Genomic DNA, 19,285 nt, shown 5'->3' on the forward strand with positions numbered 1-19,285 from the left:
GGGTACAACTTATTCATGACATCGCCCCTGCTGCTCGGTCCCATGATGCGGTACGTGGATGAAACTTCGGCGAGCATCTGGGTGGAGACGCTCAATGCCGCGGAGGTGACGGTCCGCGGCGGCGCGAACGTCTGGACGGCGCGCACCTTTGCTGTTCACGGCCACCACTACGCACTGGTGGAAGTGACGGGACTGGAGCCGGCAACTGTCACTCCCTACACTCTTGAGATTGACGGGGCCCCGGTGTGGCCCGATCCGGAATCCGACCTGCCGCCGTCGAAAATTGCAACCCTGGCCCCCGGCAAGCCCCTCCGGCTGGCTTTCGGCTCCTGCCGAACCAGCGTTCCGCACGATGCGTCGGGCAACCGGAGCCACGGGGTGGACTCCCTGCGCGCCTATGCGCTGCGGATGGCATCCGACGACGGCACGGCCTGGCCCGATTTGGTGGCCTTCCTCGGAGACCAGGTCTACGCCGACTCAACCAGCAAACAGATGCAGGAGTTCATCCGCTCCCGACGTGACATCGACGAGCCGCCAGGGAAGGAACTTAAGGATTACGAAGAGTACGCCCACCTTTACAATCTCGCGTGGTCCGATCCCACAAACCGTTGGCTGTTGTCCACCCTTCCCAGCACCATGATCTTCGATGACCACGACATCCGGGATGACTGGAACTCCTCCCAAACGTGGAAGCAGGAGATGGCGGCAACCCCGTGGTGGCAGGAGCGGGTAGTTTCGGGGCTGGCTTCGTACTGGGTCTACCAGCATCTGGGGAACCTTTCCCCGCAGGAGCGTGCACAGGACGCCCTGTGGCAGCGGGTGGTCCGGCATTCAGGCGACGACGAGCTGGACGTAAGTGCTGAGCTGGACCAACTGGTGGAACGTGCCGATGCCAACCCGGAGTCCTACCGGTGGAGCCTTTGCCGGGACTTTGGTGACACCAGGCTGATTGTGCTCGACTCACGTGCGGCGCGTAATCTTTCTCCGGACCGGCGGGCGCTGCTGGACGACTCGGAAATGGCCTGGCTTGATGGCTGCATGCGGGGCGGTTTCCGCCACCTGCTCGTAGCCACGTCACTGCCGTTCCTCCTGCCAATGGGATTGCATTATGTGGAGTCCTGGAACGAAGCCATTGCCGAGGGCGCCTGGGGAAAGCTCCCCGCCAAGGCAGCAGAGAAATTGCGCCAGGCTATGGACCTTGAACACTGGGCCGCGTTCCAGAAGAGCTTTCAGCGCGTGGCCGCCCTGGCCGCCGAAGTGGCCGACGGCCAACGCGGGAGCGCTCCAGAGACGGTGATGTTCCTGTCCGGGGATGTCCATTTCTCCTACGTCTCAGAAGTGCAGCGGGCAACCGGGAGCAGGATCATCCAAGCGGTGTGCTCTCCTATCCGTAACCCGCTGCCGCGGCTGATGCGATACGTCACGGGCCTTTTGTCCTACGGGCTCTCGGCATCCCTGGGTGCTGTGGCGGCGCGCTCCGCAAAGGTACCGGACCCGCCCTTCCGGTGGACTGGCATCAAGGGCCCCTGGTTCGACAACAACCTGGCATGCCTCGAGGTCGTCCCCGAAGGAGTTAAGTTGTGGTGGCAGAAAGGCGTGGTGGAGGGCGGCGACCAGCTCCATCCGCGGCTGGAGCGCGTCGCGTCCCTCACCATCACTCCCAGGAACATCACTCCCAGCACCGTGGAGCAGCATGCCCCGCAGGTGCCGTGACCCTACAGGCGCCCCAACCCCGCTGACGCCCGAAAATCACCTGCCGGCCCCGGCAGCGGCCATATTGCCGGGGACGGGATCATGCCGGATGTACTGGCGGCTGAAGGTGCCGGTGCCTGCCGTCAGGGCACGCAGTTCCACCGCGTATTTCAGCAGTTCCTGGTCCGGCACTTCCGCCGTGATCTCGGTCCGGTCCCCGCCGGAGGAGGTGGTGCCCGTCAACCGGCCGCGGCGCCCCGAAAGGTCGCTCATCACCGTCCCCACATGCTCGTCCGGGACGCTGATCGCCACGGACGAGACAGGTTCCAGCAGCTGGATTTTGCCCGCGGCAGCAGCTTCCCGTAAAGCTAGGGCTCCGGCTGCCTGGAAGGCCGCGTCCGAGGAGTCAACGCTGTGTGCCTTGCCGCCCACCACGGTCACGCGCACATCCACCACCGGGAAGCCGGAAGCAACACCCTTCTGCATTTGCGCACGCACGCCCTTCTCAACGGAAGAGATATACGCTCCGGGGATCACGCCGCCCACTGTCTTATCGATGAATTCGAAACCCGTGCCCCTGGCCAGCGGCTCAACCTCAATATCACAGACGGCATACTGGCCGTGGCCACCGGACTGTTTGACGTGACGCCCGTGCCCTGCGGCGCGGGCTGAAAAAGTTTCCCGCAGCGGCGTTACGACGTCCACGGCGTGCAGCTTCACGCCCTGGTCGCGCAGCCTGTCCAGCACCACTTCGGCGTGGGCCTCCCCCATGCACCAGAGGATCAGTTGGTGCGTTTCGGAGTTCCGTTCCACCCGGAGGGTAGGGTCGCCGGCAGCTACCTTCCCCAGGCTGCGGGCAAGGGCATCCTCGTCGCCATGGGAATCGGCTTCAATGGCAACCGGCATCAGCGGCTCGGGCATCTCCCACGTGGCCAGCAGCAGTGGCTGGTCCTTGGCCGAAATGGTGTCCCCGGTCTCGGCGCTGCCCAGTTTGGCTACGGCGGCGATGTCGCCGGCAATACAAAAGGGCACGGGCCGAAGGGTGGCTCCGAGCGGGGAGTAGAGGTGGGTGAGGCGCTCGTCCGTGTCGTGGTCCTGGTGTCCGCGGTCCGCCAGCCCGTGTCCGCTCACGTGCACGGGGGTGTCCCCGCGCAGCGTGCCGGAAAACACCCGGACCAAACAGACGCGGCCAAGGAAGGCGTCCACGGTGGTGCGGACCACCTCGCCCGCCAGCGGCCCCTCAGGGTCGCAGGAAAGGGCGCGGACGGGCGCTCCTGCCAGGTCAGTTGCCCGCGGCAGGCTGCGTTCCGGCGGCGAGGGAAACGCCTTGGTGAGCAGCTCCAGCAGTTCCGCTGTACCCAGCCCGGTGAGCGCCGAGGCGGGCACCGCGGGGAAGAAGGAGCCGCGGGCGACGGCGGTTTCCAGGTCCGCGATGAGGACGCCGGCATCGATGTCCTCGCCCCCAAGGTAACGCTCCATCAGCGTCTCATCTTCGCTTTCGGCAATGATTCCCTCAATAAGCTCGGCCCGTGCAGCATCGGCCGCCGCGATCTCCTGCGGCTCCCCGGTGCGTGCCGTGGCACCCGCGGTGCCCGGCGAATACTCGTAGACCGTCCCGGACAGCAGGCCGAGGAGACCGCTGACGTCCCCATCGGAACTGACGGGGACGTACAACGGAAGCACCGTGTCGCCGAACGCCGCCCGGCAGGCGGCCAGGACGCCGTCGTAATCAGCCCGGGGATGGTCCAGCCGGGTGATGACCACAGCGCGGGGCATCCCCAGGTACTGGCACTCCTGCCAGATCGCAGTGGTGCCCGCATCCACGCCGTCAACGGCTGACACGGCAAAAAGGACGGCATCGGCGGCGCGAAGGCCTGCACGGAGCTCGCCGATGAAGTCGGGATAGCCGGGGGTATCAAGGAGGTTGATCTTCATCCCGGCCACGGGCAGCGGGACCACTGACAGCGCCACGGAGCGCTGCTGGTGGATGGCGGCGGGATCGGAATCGCTCACGGTGGTGCCTTCAACCACCGAGCCCTTCCGGGTGATCATCCCGTTGGCCTCAAGCAGTGCCTCGACAAGGGTGGTTTTGCCGGCACCGGAGCGGCCGACAAGTGCCACATTCCTGACCGTGGCCGGGTCCCGCGGCGAGATGCCGGCAGAGCCGTTGCCCGGGCGCCCTTCCGGCCCGCCCCGTCCTGCGGTGCCTGCTGCGTCCTTGGTGCCTTTGACCGACATCGGAACCTCCTGGCGTCTTTGCCTGGTTGTTGTCTATTTTTCGCGTGCCTTGCGTGTTGCGGCCTCATTTGCCTTATGCAGCGCTTTGACGAGTTCGTCCTTGTCCATCTTTGAGCGGCCGCCAATGTCCAATTCACGCGCTCGCTCCAGCAAATGTTTTTTGGAGGCGTTGGCGTCCACACCGCCGGCGGTGGGCGCGGCTGCGTCGGGTCCTTTTTCCGCCCGTTCATCCGAGGGGCCGCGTTTCTCCTTGGGCTCCCAGTGGTCCCCCACCTTTTCGTAGCTGTGCTTCAGGGAAGCGTAGGCGGCGCGGGCGGCCCGGCTTTCGTCATGGTCGTAGGACTCCATGGCCGAATCGTAGGTTTTCACGAACGTATCCTGCGCCTTCCGGTCCGAGCGCTGCAGGGTTGAGGGAAGCTCGTCCTTGCGGGCGTGGTCGTTCTTTCCCGTCTTCGGCATTGCACTCACCGCGCTTTCGTCAGCAGGCTGGTGGTCCGGACACACCAAGCTTAGCCACGCCCCGGTTGGCTTGTCTGCTGGTGGCGCGGGCCGGACATCCCCGTCCAGAAGGCGGCATCAGCTGATCTCCGGCCATTGGTCGGGGTCGTAGCCGTAAAGGCGCGGACGGCGGAACTCTTCCTTCGAGGCGGCAGCAGGGGCATCCGCCTGCAGTTCCGCATCGTCCGCATCGGCTGCGTCGCCGCTACCGCTTTTCATTGCGTCTCCGTTGGCATTGCCGCGCCTGTCCGGGCTGTCAGCCATGAGCATTCCAATCCCCCAATGGAGCGGCCCGGCTGCTTGAACCACTGAAGCCCACCCTAACGGGCGGAATGCCGGCCCAACATGTCACTTTTGCTCAAAAAATGGACAGTTTCTCCGGTGCGCCCACGGTCAGCGTCCACCGCACGCGCGCTGAAGCTTCAGCTTGGCCTGGTGCGGTCCAGCGCGTCGAGCAGCCGCATGACCGATCCGCCGAGATTCCATTCAGTGGCGAGGCGTTCCAGTTCTGCCCGCGCCTCCCCGGTGACGGGGTGCAGCTGGGCGCCGGCTTCCTCCAGTGAAGGCAGGTCAAGGTTCCGCACCAGGCGTACGACGGCGGGCGCGGCCACAAGGTAATCGGCGGCGGCATCGAGCTTGGCCCGGACAGGTGACGACAGGCCCCCGCGCGGGTCAGCTGCTGCTTCCAGCAGGTTTTCGAGGGTGCCGTACTTCAGGAGCAATGACGCTGCTGTCTTTTCCCCGATCCCGGCCACACCCGGCAGGCCATCGGAGGCGTCGCCACGCAGGGTGGCGTAATCGGCGTACTGCTGAGGCAGCACGCGGTACTTCCCCACCACCACGGATTCGGTCATGATCTCAAGGTTCTTCATGCCTCGCGCGGTGTAAACCACCCGCACCTGGCGGGCGTCGTCGCAGACCTGGAAGAGGTCGCGGTCCCCGGTGACCACATCGACAGGGAGATCGGCGTGGCTGGCGTAGGTGCCCACAACGTCGTCGGCCTCGTGGTGGGCAGCACCGACGATGGCGATCCCGGCCAGGCCGAGTACGCGCCTGATCATGGGAAGCTGCGCCTCGAGGGCATCCGGAACTACCTCCACGTCCGGGGCGTCCGTATTGACCTCCGCCACACGGTGGGACTTATAGGTGGGGACAAGGTCTACCCGCCACTGCGGCCGCCAGTCGTCATCCCAGCATGCGATGAGATGCGTCGCCCCGTAGTCCGTCGTCAGCCGGGCGATCATGTCCAGGAGCCCCCGCACAGCGTTGACGGGCGTCCCGTCGGCGCGGCGGATGGAATCGGGCAGGCCGTAGAAGGCGCGGAAGTACAGGGAGGCGGTATCCAGCAGCATCAGGCGGTCAGGCATACCCTGATCCTGACATGGAATGCGGCTGCCAGGGGGCTGGCGCGGCGCGTCGCCTCTGGCACAAGGAGCCTGTACGGGGCGAGAATGGCCTCGTGTTCCTTGCACGGAAGGGCCGGGCCGGCGAACCGATGAACGCCGCGGCCCGGAGGATCCAGCGCATCTATCTGACGCTGACGCTGGGCAATACCCTTGCGGCGTCGTTCATCTGGGGCGTCAACACGCTGTTCCTGCTGGACGCGGGCCTCAGCAATTTCGAGGCATTCGCTGCCAACGCCTTCTTTACCGTGGGAATGGTGATTTTCGAGGTGCCCACGGGAGTCGTCGCCGACGGCTGGGGCCGCCGGGTGTCGTTCCTGCTTGGCACCGTAACGCTGGCGGGGTCCACCTACCTCTACTACCTGCTGTGGCAGTTTTCCGCCCCGTTCCTGCTGTGGGCTCTGGTGTCGGTTTTGCTTGGCCTGGGTTTCACCTTCTTCTCCGGTGCGGTTGAGGCCTGGCTCGTTGATGCGCTGCGCTACTCGGGCTATGAAGGCGGGCTGGAAGCCGTGTTCGGGCGGGGGCAGATGGTTGCCGGCGTCGCGATGCTCGCCGGCTCGGTGGCCGGTGGCGTGATCGCCCAGGCCACCGACCTCGGTGTGCCGTTCCTGGTGCGGGTGGGCGTGCTGCTGGCCATGTTTGCGGTCGCCTTTGGCTTGATGCACGACGTCGGATTCACCCCCGAGCGCTCAACGCACCCGTTGCGCGCAACACGGGCGGTGCTGTCCGCCTCGATCGAGCATGGTTTCAAGGTGCGCCCCGTCCGCTACGTGATGCTGGCCGCGCCCTTCAGCGCCGGCGTCGGGATTTATGTTTTCTATGCACTGCAGCCATACCTGCTGGAGCTCTTTGGCGATCCCCGCGCGTATTCCATCGCCGGGCTGGCGGCCGCCATCGTGGCCGGGGCGGAGGTGGTGGGTGGCTGGCTCGCGCCCTACGTCCGAGGACTGTTCCGCAAGCGCACTTCGGTGTTGATCCTCAGCGGGAGTATCAGTGCGGTGCTTTTGGTGGTGCTCGGCTTTACCCGGGTGTTCTGGCTGGCTTTGGTCCTGTTGACGTTGTGGGCAGTCATCGATTCCGCGTCAATGCCCGTGCGGCAGGCGTATATAAACGACATGATCCCGTCGAAGCAGCGCGCCACCGTGCTCAGCTTTGACTCGCTGATGGGATCGAGTGGGGGCGTGGTGGTGCAGCCGGTGCTCGGCAGGAGCGCTGACCTGTACGGCTATCCGATGTCGCTGGCCCTGGCGGGAATCTTCCAGACCCTTGCGGTTCCGTTCCTGGTGGCCAGCCGGCGGCAAGGCTCCCCGGCGGACCGGGCCAGCTCGTCAACGGAACACCCGGACAAGGGACCGGCCGAGGAAACCCTCCCCTGACAGACCACGGGCTACTGCCGGATTGAGGATAATGGCCGGGACAGTAATCAGTGCGTGGGAAAGGCGCCGCATGATCGAGATCCTGAACTCCGCCGAACTGGACCGGGCAAAGGAAGCAGGCGCCCTGATTGCTGACATTTTGCAGACACTCAAAAGCCGGAGCACGGTGGGCACCAACCTCCTGGACATCAATCAGTGGACCAAGGCCATGATCGTCGAGGCCGGAGCAGTGTCCTGTTACGTCGATTACGCGCCGTCCTTTGGCCGCGGGCCGTTCGGTCACTACATCTGCACTGGCGTCAACGACGCCGTGCTGCACGGACTGCCGCACGATTACACGCTTGCCGACGGCGACCTGCTGACGCTCGACCTCGCCGTCTCCAAAGACGGGGTGGCTGCAGACTCTGCCATCAGCTTCATCGTGGGCGGGTCAAAGCCGCTGGAGAGCATCACCATGATCAACGCGACCGAACGCGCACTGTACGCAGGGATAGCCGCCGCCGGCCCCGGTGCCCGTATCGGTGACATTTCCCACGCCATCGGCACGGTGCTCAGCGAGGCAGGCTACCCGGTCAACACCCAGTTCGGAGGCCATGGCATCGGATCAACGATGCACCAGGACCCGCACGTCCCCAACACGGGACGGCCCGGCCGTGGATACACCCTCCGCCCCGGGCTGTTGCTGGCACTGGAGCCCTGGGTCATGGCAGACACCGCTGAACTCATCACTGACCCCGACGGGTGGACGCTCCGGAGCGCGACAGGCTGCCGGACAGCGCACAGCGAACACACGATCGCGATCACCAACGACGGAGCTGAAATCCTTACCCTGCCGACGCGGGCGCACGCGTGAGGCCACGCTACTGAATCAACGCCCCCGGGCAGGGCATTCAGGTAACCCAGTCGGTGTCGCCGAAAACCCGCCCGCGGAAGTGCGCCCGCAGGTACTCCCCCACCACCGCGGCCCCGAGCCCCCCGACGTCGGGCGCGGCCACCCTGCCCCCGACCCTCCGCGCCATGCGCTGGATGAACCGTTCAAGGCTCGGGTCGTCGCCGAGCCGGAAGAACGTGACCTGCGTTCCTGCCCGCCCGAGCCGGTCCAGCTCAGCGACGGTGACGCGGATGGTTTCCGGGTCCGAAGGCCAGCAGAACCACGGTTCGCCCTCCGGCAGCAGATGCGCGGTCGGTTCGCCGTCGGTCACCACCAGGAGGACGGGCTGCATGGACGGGTGCCGGCGGAAGAAACGGCCGGCGAGCAGCAGTCCGTGATGCAGGTTCGTTCCCTGCTCCCGCCCCACCGGCAGGGCCGTCAGCCCGCCGATATCCATGGACTGCGCGTAAAGACCGAACGTGATCAGCTCCAGGCGGTCTCCCCGGAAGCGCGTGGAGACGAGATGATGCAGGGCCAGGGCAGTGCGCTTCATCGGCACCCACCGGCCCTCGGCCGCCATCGAGAACGACACATCAACGAGCAGGACGACGGCGGCCTGGGTGCGGGCCTCTGTTTCGCTGACCTCGATGTCGGCCGCCGTGAGGTTCACTCCTGTAACAGTGTTGCCGCCGTCCGCCGCGGTGCGTCGAATCGCGTTGGTCAGGGTCCGCGTGACGTCCCACGGCTCGGCATCGCCGAACTCCCACTGGCGGCTGGAACCCGTCTGCTCCCCGGCGGCCCCGGCCACCCGCGTGTCCCGCCGCCCCTGCCGGCCGGACAACTGCTTCGCGGTGTCCCGCAACAGGGACTTGCCCAGCCGCCGCATCGCCTGAGGAGACAAGCGGAGGTCGCCGTCAGCTCCCCGGCGGAGGTAGCCGCCGTCCTGCATGGCCCGCTCTATCTCCCCGAGCGTGCGGGCGGCCACGGCGGCGTTCTGTCCAAGCTGCCGGGCGAGGGCGTCCAGGTCCAGATCGCCGAGGTTTGATCCGTTGTAGGACTGGGACAGCTGTTCGGCCAGCCCGTCCAGTTCGGCGATGTCCTGGAGCACGCCGGTGCCGTCGCCCAGGCCCAGGCCTTCCTGGCCCTCGAAGCGTTCGGAGCCGGTCCAGTCCTCGCCGGGGCGCAGGGCCCGCAGGCTCGAATCGAGCTGATCAAGCTGGGCCATCAGTTCGGGCGAGCCGAAGGCCTGGGCGGACAGCCGCATCAGCTCATAGCGCTGTTCAGGGGACATGGATTGCAGCAGCCGGTGGGCCGCCGCCGCGCGCTTGGCGAGGGCGTCAATCAGCTCCTCGACGGACTCCGGGTTTTCCGGGAAGAAGCTGCCGTGCCGTGCCATGAACTGCTGGAAGTCCGCGTCGGTGTCCTCGCCGCGCCGGTGTTTGTCCAACAGCCCGTTCAGGTCCCGCAGCATTTCTGCCACGCCCGCCCGGTCCTCATCCGTTGCGTTCTGAAGCGCCTGCTTCATCCCGGCGAACCGCTGGTCCAGGACTTCCCGGCCCAGCAGGTCCTTGATCCGCTCGTAGGCCTCCCGCGCGGTGCTGGACTGCCAGTCGTAGGAGGCGAGCTCGTTCACGGCGGCCGCCGTGGACGGCGGCAGGTTCTGCAGCTGCATGTCCCGGAAGGCCCGGTCTGTGTTGTCCATCATCGCGTCGCGGGCGAGCTGCTTGCGTTCCTCCAGCACTGCCGTCTCGAGCAGCTTCTGGACCTCGTTGAGGGTGCCGTCCAGCCGGTGCCGGCCCAGGAGCCCACTGCGGCGCTGCTGGACGCGCCGGGCGAGGTCGTCCAGGCCTTCCCGGTTCCGGCCGCCGCGCCGCAGGAACTCCTGCAGCGCATGGCGGGGCGAGTAGCCGGCCATCACGTCCTCGGCGACGGCGTCGAGCGCCTCTGCGAGGTCAACCGGCGGCGCGAGAGGGTCCGGCCCGCCCGTGTACCTGCCGTACCTGGCGGAGTGGTTGTGGATGCCCATGACGCCTCCTGGTTATTCCTCCGGCCGTGCTGCTGCTGGCTGACCAGTTCCCGGCCGCCCTGCTGCTACCCGTAGATGGTTTCCTCGTCGTCGGATTCCTTGGAGATCCGGCGGCCAAGGTAGAGGCCCTCCAGCGCGAGTTCGATGGCGGCGGCGCGCTGCCCGGCGTTAGTCGCCCCGAGGCGGCCGCTGATCTCGTCATAAAGTCCCGATCCGTTGAGGGACGGCAGGTTGTCGAGGAACTCCTGCGCCGTGACGTGCTCGCCCGTGGTGACGGTGGTGTGGCCGTCCAGCGCGGCGACCAGCGGACCAAGATCAATGCCTTGATAGTGCGCCCGCACGGCTTCGGCGGTGGCGGTGCGCAGGAGGTGGTCCAGCACGGCCTGTTCCCGGCCCTCCTCGCCCGACTCGAACTCGATCTTGCCCGTGAGGACGTCCACCGCGGTGCCGAGGTCAACGATCCTCGCAACGGCCTCGCCCTCCCCGCGTACGCTGGCACGACGGAGCGCTGCTGCGGCGACCGTTTCAGCTCCTGCGATGCCGAACCGCGCCGATACTCCCGAGGTCTGGTTGATTGCCGGGGATTGCCGGAGCGCGCGGGTGTAGCGGGCGAGGATCTCGAGGATGACGGACGGGACGTCGGCCACGAGCTGCCCCTCCTGCCGGATCACCGCCACTTCGTCGTCCAGCTCTATCGGGTAGTGGGTGCGGATTTCGGCGCCGAACCGGTCCTTCAGGGGCGTGATGATCCGGCCGCGGTTGGTGTAGTCCTCCGGGTTGGCGGAAGCGACGACGAGCACGTCCAGCGGCAGCCGCAGAACGTAGCCGCGGATCTGGATATCGCGTTCCTCCATGACGTTGAGCATCGCCACCTGGATCCGCTCGGCGAGGTCGGGCAGCTCGTTGATGGCAATGATCCCGCGGTTGGAGCGCGGGATTAGGCCGTAGTGGATGGTCTCCGGGTCGCCCAGGCGGCGGCCCTCGGCCACCCGCATCGGGTCCACGTCACCGACGAGGTCGGCAACGGACGTATCCGGGGTCGCAAGCTTCTCCACGTACCGCTCGGAGCGGTGGCGCCACGCCACCCGCAGCCGGTCTCCTTCCGTGAGGGCGCGGGCGCGGGACTGCTCGGTGATCGGCTCGTACGGGTGCTCGTTGAGTTCCGAGTCCTCAATCACCGGGGACCATTCGTCCAGGAGCCCGGCCAGCGTGCGCAGGAGCCGTGTTTTGCCCTGCCCCCGTTCGCCCAGCAGGACCACGTCGTGCCCTGCGATTAGGGCACGCTCGAGCTGGGGAAGGACGGTGCGGCTGAAACCGTACAGCCCCGGCCACGGATCCCGGCCGGCGGCGAGCGCGGTGAGCAGGTTGTCGCGGATTTCGTGGCGCAGGTCCTTCTGGATATGGCCGGCGGCACGCAGTTCACCAACGGTGAAAATATCGGGTCGATCACTCACCCCTCCACGGTAGACCGACGTGTGCCGTGAATCGAGGATAATTTCAGGTCGCTGCCCACAGGGTCATCAATTGCCCTACGCTTAGGCAGATGTTTGCGGCAATGCCGGAGCCGAAGGCCACCCTGTTCCAGCGGACCGTGACCAGTCGGCCTCGGTGTCGGCCATCTCCTATACCAACGGGCAGCCGCCTGCTGTACTGATGGTGAATTCGACGTCGAATCCGCTGAGCGGGCTGAGGACGCCGTGACATCCCGCGGGCTGGATGGGCACTGGGGATGAAAAGGATCCTCAGGTGCAGGCGCGGGACCTGCAGCTGGGCTAAGCCGGCGCATTCCAAGGTCTCCCGGCCCGCACCCTTCTAGTCCAGGGCGCCGGTGTCGGTGGGGGCGGCGCGGTGATCCACCCCGGCCGTCAGCTGGTCTATCCGGTCAAGGGCCGAATTAAGCTGCTGGACAGTTGTCCACAGAACTGGATGCTCTTCGCGGATCCCTTCGAGCGTGGCACCGGCGGATCGAAGCGTTGCGAGATCGAAACTGACGTTCGTGCGCGCACCAGTCACTGCCGCCCGGAGGGCGCCGAATGCGACGGTGACGTCGGCGATCAGCGCCGGGTTCCCGTGGGAAGCGAGCCAGCCAAGGTCTTCAATGGCTGCCATGGCCCGTTCGCCCAGCACGGCCGACGCCTTCGCGGCGTTCACGGACGCGTGGTGGATCGCGTCATCGCGCTCCTGCCCTGGTTCCAGGCGGAAAGCCGCGCCGAACGCCTCGGAGGCGGCAGCATCGTCGTCGGCCAGTTGAAGGGCAGCCTCGCGGAGTGCACGTGCACGCGCATGGATGTCCGTCAGCTCCCCGCCCTGGTCCTGGCTTGGTTCTGTGTAGCCGGCCACCATGGACGCCAGCGACGCGGCAATGGCGAGCATAACCCCCGTTCCTGCCCCTCCGCCCGGCGACCCCTTGGACTCTGCCAGCGCTTGCGTCCATTCCTCTACCGTTGAGCTTTGGGTTGTCACCGCTTCAGATTCAGCCATGGCTCCTATTGTGCCCCCTCATCAGTCGTTCGCTCGCGGCGCCACGGGAAGGCGCCAGGCGGCGCCCGAACGTCGGATTGGCCGCGCCTCGCTGATTCCTCGGGCGATCTTGAGCTAATTTTGGGCGTACCCAGGCCGTTTCCTGATAGTCGTTTAGCAGGATCAAGGTAACGGGGTGTGCGGAGACTAAGAGTAAGGTGACATGCCATGACACAGGATGGTCCGCCGTCAGAATTTCCTGACGGAGACGAGCTGGGCCGGGCAATGCCATCGATGGGCACCCTGGTTATCCGCACCTGGAGCGAACCGGACCAGTCGCAGCGGTTTCGCGCACGCGTGACGTACAGCCAGTCCCCCACCTCGGAGCCGAGAATCGTATACACGGTGGACCCGGAGGAAGTCCTCACGGCGGTCCGCCAATGGCTTCGTCCCCAGTCCGAGGCCCCGCGGGAAGCTTAAGGACTTTCCGTTTGGCCGGCTTTCAGGGCACAGTCCGCTGCACGGCGCCGAATTGCGGGATTCTCCTGCCACGTCGTCCAGTGGAGCAGCTCCGCTTTGTCCAGGGCGGCCAGGTCGCCGTCCAGGGCGTCACGCCGCTGCTGGGCTTCCAGCGGCAGCCCAACCTTCGCGTCCTTCGGGAGCGGAAGGATCTGGAGCTGGAGCTCCGAGTCGGGGCCGATGCCGGCGTCGTGCGTGTCAATGACCCAGGGGGAACCGTCCCAGAAGCGGTCGGCAACCAATGAGCCATCAATGAGCAGCCGGGCAACGTCGCCGGCCCACCCGATCTCCAGTTCGCTATGCCCCTCTGCGCCAAGGAAGCCCGCCGTCGCAACGTCAATCCTGTAAACCTCCGCCAGTTCCGCGATGGCGGCATCACCGGGGGCCGCCGCCCGGCCGGCCAGGGAACCGAACGAAGCAGGGACCGGCTTTGCATTGCGGATCCGTTCTGCACCGAGTGCCACCCGCACGCGTGCAGTTTCCGGCGCCGGGATGTCGACGTCCTCGAACTGGCCGGTCCCGCCCGCGTACCGCCGGACGGAAGCAGCCCCGAGCGACCTCCCGGCCAGGAGCCCATCCTCACCGGCCCAGAGCGGGTCACCTGACAGGACCAGGTCTCGTCCGCGTGGTGTCTCAAGAACCCACGCCTGGTCAGCCAGCTCAGAGGGTAAAACGAGAATATTCATGGACCCTTCCGTGGACTTCACAGTCAGGGTGGCTGGTTCTGCGGCATCGACGCCGTAGACGTTGTCACCCAGGGCAAAAGCAGGCCCTTTAACCGATGTTCCCTCGGGCAGGCACAACTGCGGCATTATTCCGGCGTCGGCGGCGAGAACCAGGGTTGGTGAGGAGGCCGGGCCCAAAAGGGTCAGCGGTGACGCCGTGGCCCAGGTAAGGCGCACTCCCGCTATCTCGAGGTTCACAGGCCAAGTGGCAATTGTTCCGGAGGGGATGGAGACGGGGTTGGCTGGGAAGGTTACCGTGTCCTCGTTGAGTGACAGGCTGAACTGGGCTGCCGCGTAGTCCGGCAGCGGGAGGTGGGGCTGGTGCCAGGTGATGAACACAAAGCCCGAATGCCCGTCCGAGCGCATCGCCCACCGGAGCGTCTCCGAGTCTTCGATACCAGCCGGCACGTCGTCCGGGAGCGTAGACGGCATCGGTGCCAGACGGTCGCCGAAGGCGGCAAGGAACGCGTGCTGCCTGCGCAGCAGGCCGAAGCTGGGAGCCAGCCTGCCGGTGGCGCCGATGGGGGCGTGGAAGTCATAGTCGATCACCGGAAGATCGTTCGGGTAGCCCGTGGCCTGGGATTCCTGGAAGCCGCCGGGAGGATTCGTGCCGCCGGCGAACATTTAATAGCCCTGCCAGCCGGAGCCGCTGCCGATCTTGTTGTTGGCCACGGCAGCCACATCCTTGCCCCGGGGCCACGGCCTGCGCTGATAAGCAGTCGCCATGCCGCCGGTCAGCTCGCAGGTGGCTGCCGGGTAGAGGGCGGACGGCGAGCGCGGCGGTGCTGCATCACTGCCGGAGAAGTGCTCGCGAAGGTCGGCGCCGATGCCGGGATCGTCCCACTGGTGGCTGAAGAAGTAGTGCTGCCGGAACGTGGGGTCCCAGGGGGCATCGGCGTCCACCCAGAATCCGTCACCGTACCCTCCGAAGACCGGCAGGACCGCCTCCTCCGGGATATCAGCCCCGCCCCAGGCAGTCGCCGTCCAGATCGGGGCGCTGAGTCCGGCCGCGCGGGCCAGTTTCTTGAGCTCGCTGATGTGTCCGGGCTGGTCGTAGAGTTCGTTTTCCAGCTGGATGCCGACGATGTTGCTGCCCGGCCCGGTCAGCCCCCGCAGTTCCCCGCCGAGGCGGATGAACCAGCGTTCCACCAGGGCGAGGTAGGCAGGGTCGTTGGTGCGGTGTTCGACGGCGGCCGCCTGCACCCAGTCCGGGAAACCGCCGTTGCGGACCTCGCCGTGGGCCCAGGGCCCGATACGCAGGACTACGTCAAGGCCAAGAGAGTCGCACAGACGAACGAAGCCGGCAACGTCGAGGTTGCCGTCAAAGCGCGCCTCACCCTCGGATCGTTCGTGGTGGATCCAGAAGACATAGCAGGCTGCTACCGTGACGCCGCCGGCCTTCATCAGCCGCAGGCGATCTTCCCAACGGCTGCGGGGCAGCCTGCTGAAGTGGATCTCGCCTGACACCGGCACCGCGGGACGGCCCGCGCATTCGATGTAGTGGGTGGTAAGCCGCCACCTGCTGTGGGGATCCTCGATGTTGCTCATGGGCGGGAGCTGCAGGCCCCGATCGTGGGGCCGGTGGGTGGCTTTCAGGAGTTCAACGCTGCCGGCCATTTCGAGGGGGCCCTGTTGCTTGAGGGTGTTGTCATCAAAGCGCATGTGTGGATTCTTTCAGCTTCGGGGGCGGTCCGGATGAAGCTGTCATGCGCGCCACTCCGACCGGATCCCCGAATACTTGTGGCCGCAGGCCTCCTGCAACAGCGTCAGCGGTCAGATGGCGGGCCGTTGAGGATAGTCGGGACGTATTCAAGCAGCTGGAGGCGACCGTCAAAAGTCCTGCTGTCCACCATCTCCAGCGAGACGTCCGGATAACCGTCGTAGATGCGCTCCCGCCCCGTCCTGCCTGTAATCACCGGGAACACGACCAGCCGGAACCTGTCCACGAGGCCGGCCGCCAGCAGCGAACGGCTGAGGCTGAGGCTGCCGAGGGTGCTCAAGGGCCTGGTGCCGGTCCGTTTCATCTCCCGCACGGCCTCCACCGCGTCACCCGCCACCAACTCCGAGTTCGCCCAAGCTAGGGGCGCCTGCAGGCTGGAGGAGAAGACGACCTTGGGCACGGCGGCCAGGCCAGTGAGGCTGGCACCCTCCTCCTTCGAAAATCCAGAGCCTTCCGCCGCGGCCTCACCGGACATGCTGGACATTAGCCGGTACGTGTTCGCGCCCATCAGGAAGGTGTACTCCTTCTTCCCTTCCCCCTCGAGCCAGGCCAGGTATTCGGGCCCCTCCAGGCCCCACCAGCCAGGCCATCCCTCGGCCGAGGCGTACCCGTCAAGGGAAATAATGAGGTCAACCATAAGTTCAGCCGATGACGCCTCTGAAGAGTTTGCGCCCATGACCGTCTCCTTTGATGGCAGGTGCCGGCAATGCTATCCCCGCGGGGATATGACCTACAAGGGACCGGAGGGCGGTTGCAGCGCTCGGCGCTCCCGGCGCTCTGGTCGAGATCAGCGCTGGTGCCGCCGTGTTCCAATATGCAAGGACCTGAATCCGCCTGGTCAAAGCGCACTGCATCCCACCCGATCATCGCGCCCCTTCCGGCCGCCGTCGAACGCCAATAGCATGGCCCGTATCGATTTACGCCCTCAACAAACGGCCACCGCTGAAGGAAGCCATGAACAGAGTCACCTGCGATCTCACCGTATCCCTCGACGGATTCCTTGCCGGCCCGAACCAGAGCCATTCCAACCCCTTGGGCGAAGGCGGGGAGGACTTGCACCGGTGGCAGTTCGAGGAACCCGAGGACAACGCCGCGGCACTGGAGGGGATTCTCTCCGCAGGTGCGTACGTCATGGGCCGCAACATGTTCGCCGGCCCGGGGGCAGGGCCCTGGGATGAGGACTGGCGCGGCTGGTGGGGCGAAGAACCTCCGTACCACGCCCCAGTCTTTGTCCTCACGCATCATCAACGCCCGCCCGTGGAGATGGAGGGCGGCACCACGTTCTATTTCGTGAACGACGGAATAGAGTCGGCACTTAACCAGGCGCGGGAAGCGGCTGCCGGCAAAGACGTCGCGATAGCTGGAGGCGCCGAGACTGCCCGCCAATTCCTCTCGGCCGGACTGATCGACGAGCTGCGGCTCCACATCGCGCCGCTCGTCCTGGGAGGAGGCGAGCGGCTGCTCGACGGCGTCGGGAACCTAAAGCTTGAGCCGACGGAAAGTGAGCGGCACCCGCCTTGTAACGCACGTCCGCTACCGGGTTATCCGCTGATACCTACCGTCCACCCTCAATTCTGCGGCTGCGCTGCTCCTGCGCCATGGGCCCGTACGGATAGACCCCGCCACGGCGATGTCCTCCACGGCCCGGAACAATTTCAGATTCGATTTCCCGGAGCAGCAGGCTGTACTGGGGTTGCAGGCTAACCGGCGGGTGCCAGCCCCGGGCGCGGGCGACATGTACGGCCTTGGTCAGCTGGCACGCCAGAAAGTTGGAGAAGCCGTAATACGCGATCTTGCCCCGGCTGACTGCGTCGTCGAGGAAGCGCAGGGTATCCTCCAACGGGCTGATGGGGTCCCGGGCATGGTTCCCAGCAAGTAGGTAGAAACGACGGCGCCGGTTCGGCCCAGGGTTCGGTATTGCGTGCTTGTCCTCGTGATCAGTTGTCGGTGGCCTGATAATTCAAGGCGGCCGCATCGCGTGTGGTGGTGCGGATCCGGTACAGGCTGGTGGTAGCGGTGATGTAAAGTTCCTGGCCATCCGGGCCGCCGAAACACAAGTTTGAGACCCTCTCGGGCACGGCCACGATGCCCAGGAGTTCGAAGGACGGTGAATAGACCCGGACGGCGGGGCCGGCAGAGGTCCAGATCCTGCCTTGGACGTCTACCCTCAAGCCGTCAGCAGCACAGCCTTCTTCAAGCTTAAGAACTGTTCCGCGGGAGTCGCACGCGCCGTCGCGCACATCGTAGGCGGCAATCCTCAACGGCACACCGCGACCGGGACCGGCCGTGTCAGCGACGTAAAGGACCGACTCATCCGGTGCGAAAGCGAGGCCGTTCGGGTAGACGAGGTCGGTGATCACCGGAGTGAGGGTTCCCGATGCAGGCTCGAACCGGAAAACGTAACAGCCGCCGTACTCCTGCTCTCCCTCGTTCCCTTCCTTCGTGCCGGGAAGGATCCCGTACGGCGGGTCGGTGAACCAGATGCTCGAGTCCCGGGCAATCACGACGTCGTTAGGTGAGTTCAGCCGGCGGCCCTGGAAGGAATCAACCAGTCCTGTCACTGTTCCCTGGCGGTCGCGTTCAACCCGGCGGCGTCCGTGGCTGCACTGCACAACACTGCCATCGCCGTCGAGGGTCCGGCCGTTGGTAAATTGAACCCCGACTGCGTATTCCCCGGTTTTCCCCGTGGCCGGGTCGAACTCGAGAATACGGTCATTTGGGATATCGCTCCAGCGCACAGTCTGCGACGACGGGACCCACACGGGGCCCTCAGCCCATATCGACCCCGTAAACAGACGCTCCAACCGGCCAGTGGTCAGTTCAACACCCATTGGAACCCCTTCTGTTGTCCCTGCCGCTGATCACGAAACGCCCGCGGCGGCCGCGCCCAGGTCCGCAGGCATCACGGGAAACGATAGCGCGAAAGGATCCACAACCACGGCAGGGATGGGCCCTGCTCTTCCGTGGTCCTCTATTCGGGCGGGGTGTATTGGGTGTCCGAGTGCCTGTTGAGGCCTCCCTATACCCTCGTGATGGAGAGCCGCATGGGCGCGCACCGATCAGCGTGCCTGATCAGCGCGGCCTTTTCCGCTTTATCCACGGTCAGCCTCCAACGGGCCTTCACGGTGGTCCACTGTGCGATGTAGAGGCACACGTTAGCCGGCGGCAGCCACTGCTCAGGCCCGGAAGCCTGCTTGGAGGAGTTCAGCCTGCTGGTCTGGGCGCTCAACGAGCCCGCGTACCCAAGGTCGTTATAGAACGCGACCCGGCGCGCTTGCGTCCACGCCCTGGCGCCCGAACCCCATGCCTCGTGCACGGGCACCATGTGGTCGATCTGCACGGTACTTGCTGAGGTGTGCGTGCGATTATCGAACGTTGTCACCCATTTACCGTTTGCCACGGTGCAACGACGAGAAGTGGTGTACCTAGGGGCGACTTTGCTCTCGGAAATGAGAACTTCTGCGCGAGTGTTCTGGCAGTCCCTGTTCTGGTCATTCCATTGCCCGAAGTATCGGTTCCGGTCATACCCGGCGTTGTTCTCTACCGCTACGGGCAGTGCGCGGACTGCTGCGCGAAGATTAGTCACGTAGGTGGGAGTGCTGGCCTCCGCTGGTGCAGAGATGCCTGTGAAGAGCAGTCCGAAGGAGAGCGCTGTGACAAGCGCCAATCTGATTTTCAATGTGTCCCCCATGGAATGCTGGAGCGCCCTCCGTGAGCGCTGAACCGAGTTTTGCAGGGGGCACGGCCCTATTCTTCA

Annotated in this window: 16 protein-coding genes and 2 pseudogenes; 5 read left to right on the forward strand and 13 right to left on the reverse strand. The window is 65.8% G+C overall.

Annotation, left to right across the window (positions count from 1 at the left end):
- Positions 1–15 precede the first annotated feature (15 nt).
- Positions 16–1,713, forward strand: a complete 1,698-nt coding sequence (locus tag QFZ70_RS09780) for an alkaline phosphatase D family protein (protein WP_307095232.1) — start codon at positions 16–18, stop codon at positions 1,711–1,713.
- Between the two features lie 36 nt (positions 1,714–1,749).
- Here QFZ70_RS09780 and QFZ70_RS09785 read toward each other — a convergent pair whose 3' ends face one another.
- The 4 genes from QFZ70_RS09785 to QFZ70_RS09800 all read right to left on the reverse strand — a co-directional run bounded on the left by QFZ70_RS09785 (position 1,750) and on the right by QFZ70_RS09800 (position 5,795).
- Positions 1,750–3,930 carry an elongation factor G-like protein EF-G2 gene (locus tag QFZ70_RS09785; RefSeq protein WP_307095233.1) on the reverse strand — a complete coding sequence of 727 codons (2,181 nt, stop codon included), beginning with the start codon at positions 3,928–3,930 and terminating at the stop codon, positions 1,750–1,752.
- Between the two features lie 33 nt (positions 3,931–3,963).
- Positions 3,964–4,389 (reverse strand): ChaB family protein, encoded by a 426-nt coding sequence (locus QFZ70_RS09790; protein ID WP_307095235.1) that lies wholly within the window; start codon positions 4,387–4,389, stop codon positions 3,964–3,966.
- Between the two features lie 117 nt (positions 4,390–4,506).
- Positions 4,507–4,647, reverse strand: a complete 141-nt coding sequence (locus QFZ70_RS09795) for a hypothetical protein (protein ID WP_307095237.1) — start codon at positions 4,645–4,647, stop codon at positions 4,507–4,509.
- Between the two features lie 203 nt (positions 4,648–4,850).
- Positions 4,851–5,795 carry a 5'-3' exonuclease gene (locus tag QFZ70_RS09800; RefSeq protein ID WP_307095240.1) on the reverse strand — a complete coding sequence of 315 codons (945 nt, stop codon included), beginning with the start codon at positions 5,793–5,795 and terminating at the stop codon, positions 4,851–4,853.
- Positions 5,796–5,923: 128 nt separating this feature from the next.
- Here QFZ70_RS09800 and QFZ70_RS09805 point away from each other — a divergent pair, with 128 nt between their 5' ends.
- Positions 5,924–7,207: an MFS transporter gene (locus QFZ70_RS09805; RefSeq protein WP_307097848.1), complete on the forward strand. Its 1,284-nt coding sequence runs from the start codon at positions 5,924–5,926 to the stop codon at positions 7,205–7,207.
- A gap of 70 nt (positions 7,208–7,277) precedes the next feature.
- Positions 7,278–8,060 (forward strand): type I methionyl aminopeptidase, encoded by a 783-nt coding sequence (gene map, locus QFZ70_RS09810; protein WP_307095241.1) that lies wholly within the window; start codon positions 7,278–7,280, stop codon positions 8,058–8,060.
- Positions 8,061–8,097: 37 nt separating this feature from the next.
- Here map and QFZ70_RS09815 read toward each other — a convergent pair whose 3' ends face one another.
- The 3 genes from QFZ70_RS09815 to QFZ70_RS09825 form a co-directional block, all read right to left on the reverse strand.
- Positions 8,098–10,104 carry a VWA domain-containing protein gene (locus QFZ70_RS09815; RefSeq protein ID WP_307095243.1) on the reverse strand — a complete coding sequence of 669 codons (2,007 nt, stop codon included), beginning with the start codon at positions 10,102–10,104 and terminating at the stop codon, positions 8,098–8,100.
- 65 nt (positions 10,105–10,169) lie between these two features.
- Positions 10,170–11,558 (reverse strand): sigma 54-interacting transcriptional regulator, encoded by a 1,389-nt coding sequence (locus QFZ70_RS09820; protein ID WP_307095245.1) that lies wholly within the window; start codon positions 11,556–11,558, stop codon positions 10,170–10,172.
- 358 nt (positions 11,559–11,916) lie between these two features.
- Complete coding sequence (locus QFZ70_RS09825; protein WP_307095247.1) at positions 11,917–12,585, reverse strand: cyclodeaminase/cyclohydrolase family protein; 669 nt, start codon at positions 12,583–12,585, stop codon at positions 11,917–11,919.
- A 207-nt stretch (positions 12,586–12,792) separates the two neighbouring features.
- Between QFZ70_RS09825 and QFZ70_RS09830 the strand changes: the two genes are divergently transcribed.
- Positions 12,793–13,044, forward strand: a complete 252-nt coding sequence (locus QFZ70_RS09830; RefSeq protein ID WP_307095249.1) for a hypothetical protein — start codon at positions 12,793–12,795, stop codon at positions 13,042–13,044.
- On the opposite strand, the gene QFZ70_RS09835 is transcribed toward QFZ70_RS09830, so the two are convergent.
- The 3 genes from QFZ70_RS09835 to QFZ70_RS09845 all read right to left on the reverse strand — a co-directional run bounded on the left by QFZ70_RS09835 (position 13,041) and on the right by QFZ70_RS09845 (position 16,204).
- Positions 13,041–14,432, reverse strand: coding sequence for a hypothetical protein (locus tag QFZ70_RS09835; protein WP_307095251.1), 1,392 nt, complete (start codon positions 14,430–14,432; stop codon positions 13,041–13,043). The genes QFZ70_RS09830 and QFZ70_RS09835 overlap by 4 nt on opposite strands.
- Entirely contained in the window at positions 14,433–15,470 is a 1,038-nt protein-coding gene (locus tag QFZ70_RS09840; RefSeq protein ID WP_307095253.1) for a beta-galactosidase, read from the reverse strand.
- A 104-nt stretch (positions 15,471–15,574) separates the two neighbouring features.
- A complete protein-coding gene (locus QFZ70_RS09845) occupies positions 15,575–16,204 on the reverse strand; it encodes a dihydrofolate reductase family protein (protein ID WP_307095254.1) in 630 nt (209 codons plus the stop codon).
- A gap of 278 nt (positions 16,205–16,482) precedes the next feature.
- Here QFZ70_RS09845 and QFZ70_RS09850 point away from each other — a divergent pair.
- Positions 16,483–17,080 (forward strand): annotated as a pseudogene (locus QFZ70_RS09850) (dihydrofolate reductase family protein).
- Positions 17,081–17,173: 93 nt separating this feature from the next.
- Here the strand turns inward: QFZ70_RS09850 and QFZ70_RS09855 are convergent.
- The 3 genes and pseudogenes from QFZ70_RS09855 to QFZ70_RS09865 form a co-directional block, all read right to left on the reverse strand.
- A pseudogene (locus QFZ70_RS09855) lies at positions 17,174–17,392 on the reverse strand (aldo/keto reductase); the annotation flags it as partial.
- Between the two features lie 73 nt (positions 17,393–17,465).
- Positions 17,466–18,359 carry an SMP-30/gluconolactonase/LRE family protein gene (locus QFZ70_RS09860; RefSeq protein WP_307095255.1) on the reverse strand — a complete coding sequence of 298 codons (894 nt, stop codon included), beginning with the start codon at positions 18,357–18,359 and terminating at the stop codon, positions 17,466–17,468.
- 188 nt (positions 18,360–18,547) lie between these two features.
- Positions 18,548–19,207, reverse strand: a complete 660-nt coding sequence (locus tag QFZ70_RS09865) for an HNH endonuclease family protein (protein WP_307095257.1) — start codon at positions 19,205–19,207, stop codon at positions 18,548–18,550.
- Between the last annotated feature and the right edge of the window lie 78 nt (positions 19,208–19,285).

The organism is Arthrobacter sp. V1I9 (assembly GCF_030817075.1).
Lineage (GTDB): Bacteria > Actinomycetota > Actinomycetes > Actinomycetales > Micrococcaceae > Arthrobacter.

Excerpts from the sequence above, each read along its gene's own strand:
- QFZ70_RS09780 (WP_307095232.1), top strand. The coding sequence starts at position 16 with ATGACATCGCCCCTGCTGCTCGGTCCCATGATGCGGTACGTGGATGAA.
- QFZ70_RS09785 (WP_307095233.1), bottom strand. The coding sequence starts at position 3,930 with ATGTCGGTCAAAGGCACCAAGGACGCAGCAGGCACCGCAGGACGGGGC.
- QFZ70_RS09790 (WP_307095235.1), bottom strand. The coding sequence starts at position 4,389 with ATGCCGAAGACGGGAAAGAACGACCACGCCCGCAAGGACGAGCTTCCC.
- QFZ70_RS09795 (WP_307095237.1), bottom strand. The coding sequence starts at position 4,647 with ATGAAAAGCGGTAGCGGCGACGCAGCCGATGCGGACGATGCGGAACTG.
- QFZ70_RS09800 (WP_307095240.1), bottom strand. The coding sequence starts at position 5,795 with ATGCCTGACCGCCTGATGCTGCTGGATACCGCCTCCCTGTACTTCCGC.
- QFZ70_RS09805 (WP_307097848.1), top strand. The coding sequence starts at position 5,924 with ATGAACGCCGCGGCCCGGAGGATCCAGCGCATCTATCTGACGCTGACG.
- map (WP_307095241.1), top strand. The coding sequence starts at position 7,278 with ATGATCGAGATCCTGAACTCCGCCGAACTGGACCGGGCAAAGGAAGCA.
- QFZ70_RS09815 (WP_307095243.1), bottom strand. The coding sequence starts at position 10,104 with ATGGGCATCCACAACCACTCCGCCAGGTACGGCAGGTACACGGGCGGG.
- QFZ70_RS09825 (WP_307095247.1), bottom strand. The coding sequence starts at position 12,585 with ATGGCTGAATCTGAAGCGGTGACAACCCAAAGCTCAACGGTAGAGGAA.
- QFZ70_RS09830 (WP_307095249.1), top strand. The coding sequence starts at position 12,793 with ATGACACAGGATGGTCCGCCGTCAGAATTTCCTGACGGAGACGAGCTG.
- QFZ70_RS09835 (WP_307095251.1), bottom strand. The coding sequence starts at position 14,432 with ATGTTCGCCGGCGGCACGAATCCTCCCGGCGGCTTCCAGGAATCCCAG.
- QFZ70_RS09840 (WP_307095253.1), bottom strand. The coding sequence starts at position 15,470 with ATGCGCTTTGATGACAACACCCTCAAGCAACAGGGCCCCCTCGAAATG.
- QFZ70_RS09845 (WP_307095254.1), bottom strand. The coding sequence starts at position 16,204 with ATGGGCGCAAACTCTTCAGAGGCGTCATCGGCTGAACTTATGGTTGAC.
- QFZ70_RS09860 (WP_307095255.1), bottom strand. The coding sequence starts at position 18,359 with ATGGGTGTTGAACTGACCACTGGCCGGTTGGAGCGTCTGTTTACGGGG.